Source organism: Microbacterium sp., from assembly GCF_030149085.1.
Classification (GTDB): Bacteria; Actinomycetota; Actinomycetes; order Actinomycetales; family Microbacteriaceae; genus Microbacterium.
In genome coordinates, this window is the sequence record NZ_JASBSF010000274.1 from 1 (window position 1) to 7,046 (window position 7,046).

The 7,046-nt window shown below is 67.5% G+C and carries 9 protein-coding genes; 8 read left to right on the plus strand and 1 reads right to left on the minus strand.

What is annotated here, in order from left to right; translation table 11 throughout:
- From Q1V87_RS11035 to Q1V87_RS11055, 5 genes are all read left to right on the plus strand, one after another.
- A partial coding sequence (locus Q1V87_RS11035) for a hemolysin family protein (RefSeq protein ID WP_300592621.1) occupies positions 1-1,228 on the plus strand: 1,228 nt, incomplete at its 5' end.
- A 120-nt stretch (positions 1,229-1,348) separates the two neighbouring features.
- The gene (locus Q1V87_RS11040) at positions 1,349-1,576 is read left to right on the plus strand and encodes a hypothetical protein (protein ID WP_300592623.1); all 228 of its coding nucleotides are present in this window, start codon (positions 1,349-1,351) and stop codon (positions 1,574-1,576) included.
- A gap of 8 nt (positions 1,577-1,584) precedes the next feature.
- A complete protein-coding gene (locus Q1V87_RS11045) occupies positions 1,585-2,013 on the plus strand; it encodes a TA system VapC family ribonuclease toxin (protein WP_300592626.1) in 429 nt (142 codons plus the stop codon).
- Positions 2,014-2,062: 49 nt separating this feature from the next.
- Positions 2,063-2,806, plus strand: a complete 744-nt coding sequence (locus Q1V87_RS11050) for an alpha/beta hydrolase (RefSeq protein ID WP_300592629.1) — start codon at positions 2,063-2,065, stop codon at positions 2,804-2,806.
- 33 nt (positions 2,807-2,839) lie between these two features.
- Positions 2,840-3,493, plus strand: a complete 654-nt coding sequence (locus tag Q1V87_RS11055) for a hypothetical protein (protein WP_300592632.1) — start codon at positions 2,840-2,842, stop codon at positions 3,491-3,493.
- Here Q1V87_RS11055 and Q1V87_RS11060 read toward each other — a convergent pair.
- Positions 3,490-4,395, minus strand: a complete 906-nt coding sequence (locus Q1V87_RS11060; RefSeq protein WP_300592635.1) for a LysR substrate-binding domain-containing protein — start codon at positions 4,393-4,395, stop codon at positions 3,490-3,492. The genes Q1V87_RS11055 and Q1V87_RS11060 overlap by 4 nt on opposite strands.
- A gap of 142 nt (positions 4,396-4,537) precedes the next feature.
- Here Q1V87_RS11060 and Q1V87_RS11065 point away from each other — a divergent pair, with 142 nt between their 5' ends.
- From Q1V87_RS11065 to Q1V87_RS11075, 3 genes are all read left to right on the plus strand, one after another.
- Positions 4,538-5,566: an amidohydrolase family protein gene (locus Q1V87_RS11065; protein ID WP_300592638.1), complete on the plus strand. Its 1,029-nt coding sequence runs from the start codon at positions 4,538-4,540 to the stop codon at positions 5,564-5,566.
- A gap of 10 nt (positions 5,567-5,576) precedes the next feature.
- Positions 5,577-6,269, plus strand: a complete 693-nt coding sequence (ligK, locus tag Q1V87_RS11070) for a 4-carboxy-4-hydroxy-2-oxoadipate aldolase/oxaloacetate decarboxylase (protein WP_300592641.1) — start codon at positions 5,577-5,579, stop codon at positions 6,267-6,269.
- 2 nt (positions 6,270-6,271) lie between these two features.
- Positions 6,272-7,046: amidohydrolase family protein (locus Q1V87_RS11075; protein WP_300592644.1), on the plus strand; the 775-nt coding region annotated here is incomplete at its 3' end.

Below are 7,046 nucleotides of genomic sequence, written 5' to 3' on the forward strand. Positions count from 1 at the left end.
CGGCGTTTTCGCTGCCACCGAGATGGCGCTGGTGACGCTGCGGGAGAGCCAGCTCAATGCGATCGCGGCGCGCGGTCGGCGCGGCGCGAAGGTGGCGGCGCTCGCGCGGAACCCGAACACCTTTCTGTCGGCGGTCCAGATCGGGGTCACGGTCGCCGGATTCGCCTCGGCGGCGTACGGCGCGGCATCCATCGCCCCGTCGGTGACCCCGCTCCTGATGAGTCTGGGCCTTGCCGAGCCGGTCGCGGCGACGATCGCCACGATCGTCCTCACTCTCGTGATCGCCTATCTCTCGCTCGTGCTGGGCGAACTGGTTCCCAAGCGGCTTGCGATCCAGCGCAACGCCCAGTTCGCGTACGCCGTCGCCCCCGTGCTCGATGGGTTCGCGGTGCTGATGCGACCTGTCATCTGGCTGCTGTCGGTCTCGACCAACGCGCTCGTGCGGCTGCTCGGCGGAGACCCGAACAAGACAGCCGATGAGCTCAGCGATGAAGAGATCCGCGACATCGTCACGTCCCACCAAGGGCTGCCCGAGGATGAGAGACGCATCCTCGACGACGTCCTGTCACTGCGTGGCCGACAGGTGAGCGAGGTCATGCGGCCGCGACCCGAGGTCGTAGCCCTGGATGACGGCACGACCGTCGCGGACGCTATCGAACGCATTCGCGACCTGCCGTACTCCCGTTACCCCGTCGCCGACACCTCCATCGACGACATCGTCGGGTTCGTGCACGTGCGCGACCTATTCGATGCCGCCAGCGACGAGCCCAGCAAGCCGGTCGCGGGCCTCGTGCGTGACATCCCGTACGTCCCTGCGACGGCGCGGGTCCTGCCGACGCTCACGAGCCTGCGCGCCCGCGGCCACCACATCGCGGTCGTCGTCGACGAGTACGGCGGGACCGACGGCATCGTGACTCTCGAGGACCTCGTCGAGGAAGTCGTGGGCGAGATCTTCGACGAGTACGACACGGCCGAGACCCCGACCGTCGGCAGCGACACCATCGACGGTCGCCTGAACCTGCAGGAATTCGAAGAACGCACCGGCATCGAGCTTCCGCGAGGAAGCTCCGACACGATCGCCGGATACGTCATCGAGCAGCTCGGCCGGCTCGCCGTCGTCGGTGACACCGTCGACATCCCGGGCGCGACGCTGCGGGTCACCGCGCTGGATCGGCGACGGATCGCGACCGTGCGCCTCCTGCCCCGCGCCGACGATGATCCCGCCTAGGCGCGAACAAGCCGGAGCGCCGCGAACCAGCCCGCGCTGCGGGATTGCTCAGCGCGACGCGGCTGGTTCGGGTGCCGCAACTCCGTTGACGGATGATGCGCGATGCGTGATGCTTGATGCATGCGCACGACCCTGACGATCGACGATGACGTTCTCGCGGCAGCGAAGCAGTTCGCGGACGCTCGGGGAATCACCCTCGGAGAAGCGGTATCGCAGCTGGCTCGCGCCACGTTGACCGAGCGCAGGCGGTTCGACAAGCGCAACGGCATCGTTCTGCTGCCGACCACGCCCACGGCAGGTCGCGCGACCCTCGACGATGTCAACGCACTGCGAGACGACACCCAGTGAGCCGTCATGTGCTGGATGTCAACGCGATCATCGCCTTGATCGATCCGTTGCACGTCCATCACGAACGCGCGCACGCTTGGTTCGCCGCGCGGGTGGAGCCGGACGGCAACAGCACCTGGCACACGTGCCCCATCGTGCAGAACGGCGTCGTGCGGGTGGTCAGTCATCCGAAGTACCCGAACACCCAGCCGGTTCCTGTCGTCCTTGCGAGCCTCGCGAGCCTGACCGCGCGAGACGACCACGTCTTTCTCCCTGACTCGGTGAGTCTGCTCGACACGTCCATTCACACCGAGCGACTGCTCGCGAGCTCGCAGGTCACGGATACCTACCTGCTGCACCTGGCCGCGTCGCACGACGCGCTGCTTGCCACCTTCGACACCCGCCTCGTGACAGCGGCGGTCCCGGGCGGCAAGGCGGTCCTGTTCCCGATACCCTGACTCCCGTCGTCCGCATCGTCGCGCTGACGCTGTCTTGAGAGGATCGCCCATGTCGTCATCCGCCCCCACCCTCGTTCTGGTCCACGGCGCCTGGGGAGGCGGTTGGGTGTGGCGGCGCGTGCTGGCGCCGCTGCGGGAGGCAGGCTTCGAGGTCCACACCGTGACCCTGACGGGCGACGGTGATCGCGCCCATCTGCGCCGACCCGACATCGATCTGCACACGCACATCGCGGATGTCCTCGGCCTGATCGAGATGGAAGAGCTCGAGCGGGTCGTGCTGGTCGGTCACAGCTACGGCGGGATGGTGATCACCGGCGCCGCCGTCGAGCTGCAGCAGCAGCATCCGGGTGTGCTTGCCGGTCTTGTCTATGTGGACGCGATGTTCCCGCGGCCGGGCGAGGGATGGGGCGTCGCCCACCCGCCCGAGGTCGCCGCGGCGCGCCTGGCCGCGGCTGCCGAGCACGACAACGCCCTACCGGCACCGGATGCCGAAGCGGGCTTCGATCTGAGTCCCGAGGATGCCGCGTGGCTGAACCGGCGCCACGTGCCGCATCCGTTCGGGATGTACCGGCAGCCCCTGGACTACGACGCTGCCCTGATCGAGTCCGTCCCGCGCCTGTTCATCGACTGCACGCAGCCCGCGTACCCGACGATCGAGCCGGTGCGCCGGCTCGTCCGGCACGAACCCGGGTGGCAGATCGCAGAGATCCCGACGGGGCACTTTCCGATGGTCACGACTCCGACCGAGCTGGTCGCCCACGTGCGCGGCTTCGCCGAGGCTCTCCCCGACTGAGCGGACGCCTCGACAGCGGAGCACAATAGGACCATGACCGAATCACAGCCGAGCCTCGACACCCCGTGGATGCGGCTTGACGCGGCATCCGTCGCGGACCTGCTCGCCGACACCGAGGCGCGCTGGTGGCTCTCGGGCGGCAGCGCCTACGACCAGTGGCGTGGCGCACCGCTGCGCGAGCGCGACCGCACGACGATCAGCACCGTCTACACCCAGCTCGACGACCTTCTCGGCGCGCTCCCCGACGGGATGAGCGGCTGGGCGCGGGTCGGCGACGAGGTGGTGCCGTGGTCCGACCTGCCCGACGGCGCCGACATCCCGTCTGCCTGGATCTTCGATGCAGCGATGGATGCCTGGGTCCTGCAGGTGAACCTCGAAGACGGCACCGCCGACCGGTGGGTGTACCGCCGTGATCCTCGCCTGCAGTTGCCGTGGGACAAGGCAGTGCTCGAGATCGACGACATTCCGACCGGAGCGCCCGAAGTGCAGCTGGTGTGGAAGGCGCTGCGTCCGTATCCCGACGACGAGGCGGACAAGGATGTGATCCTCCCCGCGCTTCCCGAGGAGGCGCGCACCTGGTGGGAGAAGGCCATCCTGTCCATCCACCCGCACTCGACGTGGTCGATCCACGTCCGCAGCCCCTTTGCGCCGGCCAAGGCCAGCTGGAACCGCACCCGACGCGCCTAGACCTCGGTTCCGGGTTCGACGACGGCCCCGTGGACGAGCCTGCGGAACCACCGTTGCGCCGGCGTGAGACTCGACTCGCGTCGCGTGAAGATCGCGACCGGGGTGCTCTGGCCCGGCCATGGCAGATCCGCGATCCGCAGTGCGGGGAACCAGCCGCAGAACACCTCCGCGACGTGCCGGGGGAGGAACGTGACCAGATCCGTGTCCTGCAGAACTGCGGGAAGCGTGCCGTATTCCTCGACGGTCAGTGCCACCTGCGGCATGAGGCCGTGCTCGAGCAGCAGCTGCAGGGGATACGTGTGTCCCCCCCGCGAGGAGACGCGCACGAATCCTCGGCCGGCGAACATGTCGGGTCCGGGCGGGGGCAACGGATGCCGGCGCGACGTGAGCGCGACGTACTCGACGGCGCGCACCGGAGTGCGCCACAGCCGTGACGCATCCATGAGCGCCACTGTGATGGCAAGGTCCAGATGCCCTCGCACGAGCTCCTCTTCGACCTGGTCGGCGTCGAGCCGTTTCACCGCCAGGCGCGCGGTGGACCGCTCGCGTGCGAGGGCGGCCATGATGGGCGGGAGGAAGGTCTGCTCTCCAATCGAGGTGAGCCCGAGGGAGAGCTCGCCCGTGAAGGCCGACGGGTCGAAGGATGCCGCCTCGCTCACGGTCGACTCGATCTGCGCCAACGCTTCGTGCAGCGGACCGAACAGCTGAGTGGCCCGGGTGGTCGGTACCATCACGTGGCCTTCACGGCGGAACAGATCATCGCCGAATCGCTCGCGAAGCCGGGCGAGTGTGTAGCTGACGGTGGGCTGCGTCACGTGGAGGAAGTCGGCGGTGGCGGTGAGGCTGCGCAGCTCGTAGAGCACCACGAAGGTGCGCAGCTGGTTCAGGTCGGGAATCGACATCCATTGACTCCATCTATGGAGAAGGGCTCCGGAATCTATTGGACCATAACCCGGGGCCGACTTACCCTCGGAACAGGTACCTACCGATCTAGTGACAGCGCTATCCAGTGACAGCGCGATCCAGTGACAAGGACGACACTCGGTGATCATCGACATCCACGGCCACTACACCACAGCACCGGCTCAGCTCGGAGCATGGCGTGACCTGCAGATCGCCTTCGCGAATGGGCAGGGCGAAGCCCCGGACCCGGCAGCGCTCCACATCAGCGATGACGACATCCGCGAGACGATCGAGGCGAACCAGCTGCGGCTCATGAACGAGCGCGGCTCGGACCTCACGGTCTTCAGCCCACGCGCCTCGTTCATGGCTCACCACATCGGCGACCTCGCCGTGAGCCAGACCTGGGCACGCATCTGCAACGACCTGGTCGCCCGCGTCAGCCAGCTCTTCCCCGACCGCTTCATCATGGGCGCGATGCTGCCCCAGTCGCCGGGCGAAGATCCCGCTACGTCGGTGCCGGAACTCGTTCGGGCCGTCGAAGAACTCGGCGCCGTCGAGATCAACCTCAACCCCGACCCCTCCGGCGGCCTGTGGACCGCCCCGGCGCTCACCGACCGGTCGTGGTACCCCATCTACGAGAAGCTCGTCGAGTACGAGATCCCCGCGATGATCCACGTCAGCACTTCGTGCAAGTCCCAGTTCCACACGACCGGCGACCACTACCTCGGCGCCGATACGACGGCGTTCATGCAGCTGCTCAAGGGTGACCTGTTCCGCGACTTCCCCGACCTGAAGTTCGTCATCCCCCACGGTGGCGGCGCCGTCCCATACCACTGGGGCCGTTTCAGCGGCCTCGCCATGGCGCTCGGTAAGCCCGAGATCGAAGAGCATCTGCTGAACAACGTGTTCTTCGACACCTGCGTCTACCACCAGCCCGGCATCAACCTGCTGACCGAGGTCATCCCGACCGAGAACATCCTGTTCGCGAGCGAGATGATCGGAGCCGTCCGCGACATCGATCCGCGCACCGGGCACTACTTCGACGACACCAAGCGCTACGTCGACGCGACTCCCAACCTGACGGATGTCGAGCGGGAGCTCGTCTTCGAGGGCAACGCCCGCCGGGTCTACCCGCGGCTGGACCGCGCGCTCGCAGCGCAGGGGAAGTGAGAGGAACACCATGCGACTGAACAACCTCGGCATCGTCCGCACGAAGATCGAGCGGCCCGACCCCGCCGATGTCGCGCGCCTGTCACAGTTCGGTGTCGCGACGATCCATGAGGCGATGGGCCGCGTCGGACTGCTTCGCCCCTACATCCGTCCCGCCTACACCGGGGCGAAGCTGTGCGGACCGGCAGTGACAGTGCTGCTGCAGCCCGGTGACAACTGGATGTTCCACGTTGCTGCCGAGCAGGTGCAGGAGGGTGACGTGATCGTCGCGGGCTGCACGACCGAGAGTGAAGACGGCTTCTTCGGCGAGCTGCTGGCCACCTCCCTCACCGCTCGGGGTTGCAAGGGCCTGGTCATCGACGGCGGCGTTCGCGACGTTGCCGACCTCGAGAAGATGAACTTCCCGGTCTTCTCGCGCGCGATCAACTCCAAGGGAACTGTCAAGGCGACCCTTGGCTCGGTCAACGTCGATGTCGTCGTCGCGAACGCCCTGGTCCGCCCCGGCGATGTCGTGGTCGCGGATGTCGACGGTGTCGTGGTCGTGCCTCGCGAGCTCGTCGGCGCAGTGGCCGATGCCAGCCAGAAGCGCGAAGACAACGAAGAGTCCAAGCGCCAGAAGTTCCGCGAGGGCGTGCTGGGCCTGGATATCTACGGCATGCGTGAGCCGCTTGCCGCCGCCGGCCTCGAGTACGTGGAGGACTGACGATGGCCCACGGAGACACGAGCGGCGGGTTCGAGAAGACCCCCGGATGGCTGGACTGGTACGACGGTCCCTCGACGCCGAAATTCCGGGTGCCCGAGGGCGCGGTCGACGCGCACTGCCACGTGTTCGGACCCGGAGAGCAGTTCCCGTACGCCCCGGAGCGCAAGTACACACCGTGCGACGCCTCAGCCGACCAGCTCTTCGCGCTGCGTGATCAGCTCGGATTCGACCGGAACGTCATCGTGCAGGCCACCTGCCACGGCGCCGACAACCGCGCTCTCGTCGACGCGCTGCGCCGCAGCGAAGGCCGCGCTCGGGGGGTGGCCACGGTGCGCCGCGATGTGACGGATGCCGACCTCGCCGACCTGCACGCTGCCGGGGTGCGCGGGGTGCGCTTCAACTTCGTCAAGCGACTGGTCGACCGTGTGCCGACCGATTCGCTGCAGGAGATCGTCGAGAAGATCGCGCCGCTGGGATGGCACGTCGTCATCTACTTCGAGGCCGAGGACCTACCAGACCTCTACGAGTTCTTCTCGAGCATTCCCACCGACGTCGTCGTCGACCACATGGGCCGGCCCGACGTCAGCAAGGATCCCGACGGTCCCGAGTTCGACCTCTTCCTGCGCTTCATGCGGGAGAACCCGAACGTGTGGACCAAAGTGTCGTGCCCGGAGCGGCTGAGCATCACCGGCCCCCGAGCTCTCGACGGTGAACAGCACGCCTACACCGATGTCGTGCCGTTTGCCCGACGCGTGGTCGAGGAGTTCCCCGACCGCG

Excerpts from the sequence above, each read along its gene's own strand:
- Q1V87_RS11060 (WP_300592635.1), bottom strand. The coding sequence starts at position 4,395 with ATGTCGATTCCCGACCTGAACCAGCTGCGCACCTTCGTGGTGCTCTAC.
- Q1V87_RS11040 (WP_300592623.1), top strand. The coding sequence starts at position 1,349 with ATGCGCACGACCCTGACGATCGACGATGACGTTCTCGCGGCAGCGAAG.
- Q1V87_RS11055 (WP_300592632.1), top strand. The coding sequence starts at position 2,840 with ATGACCGAATCACAGCCGAGCCTCGACACCCCGTGGATGCGGCTTGAC.
- ligK (WP_300592641.1), top strand. The coding sequence starts at position 5,577 with ATGCGACTGAACAACCTCGGCATCGTCCGCACGAAGATCGAGCGGCCC.
- Q1V87_RS11050 (WP_300592629.1), top strand. The coding sequence starts at position 2,063 with ATGTCGTCATCCGCCCCCACCCTCGTTCTGGTCCACGGCGCCTGGGGA.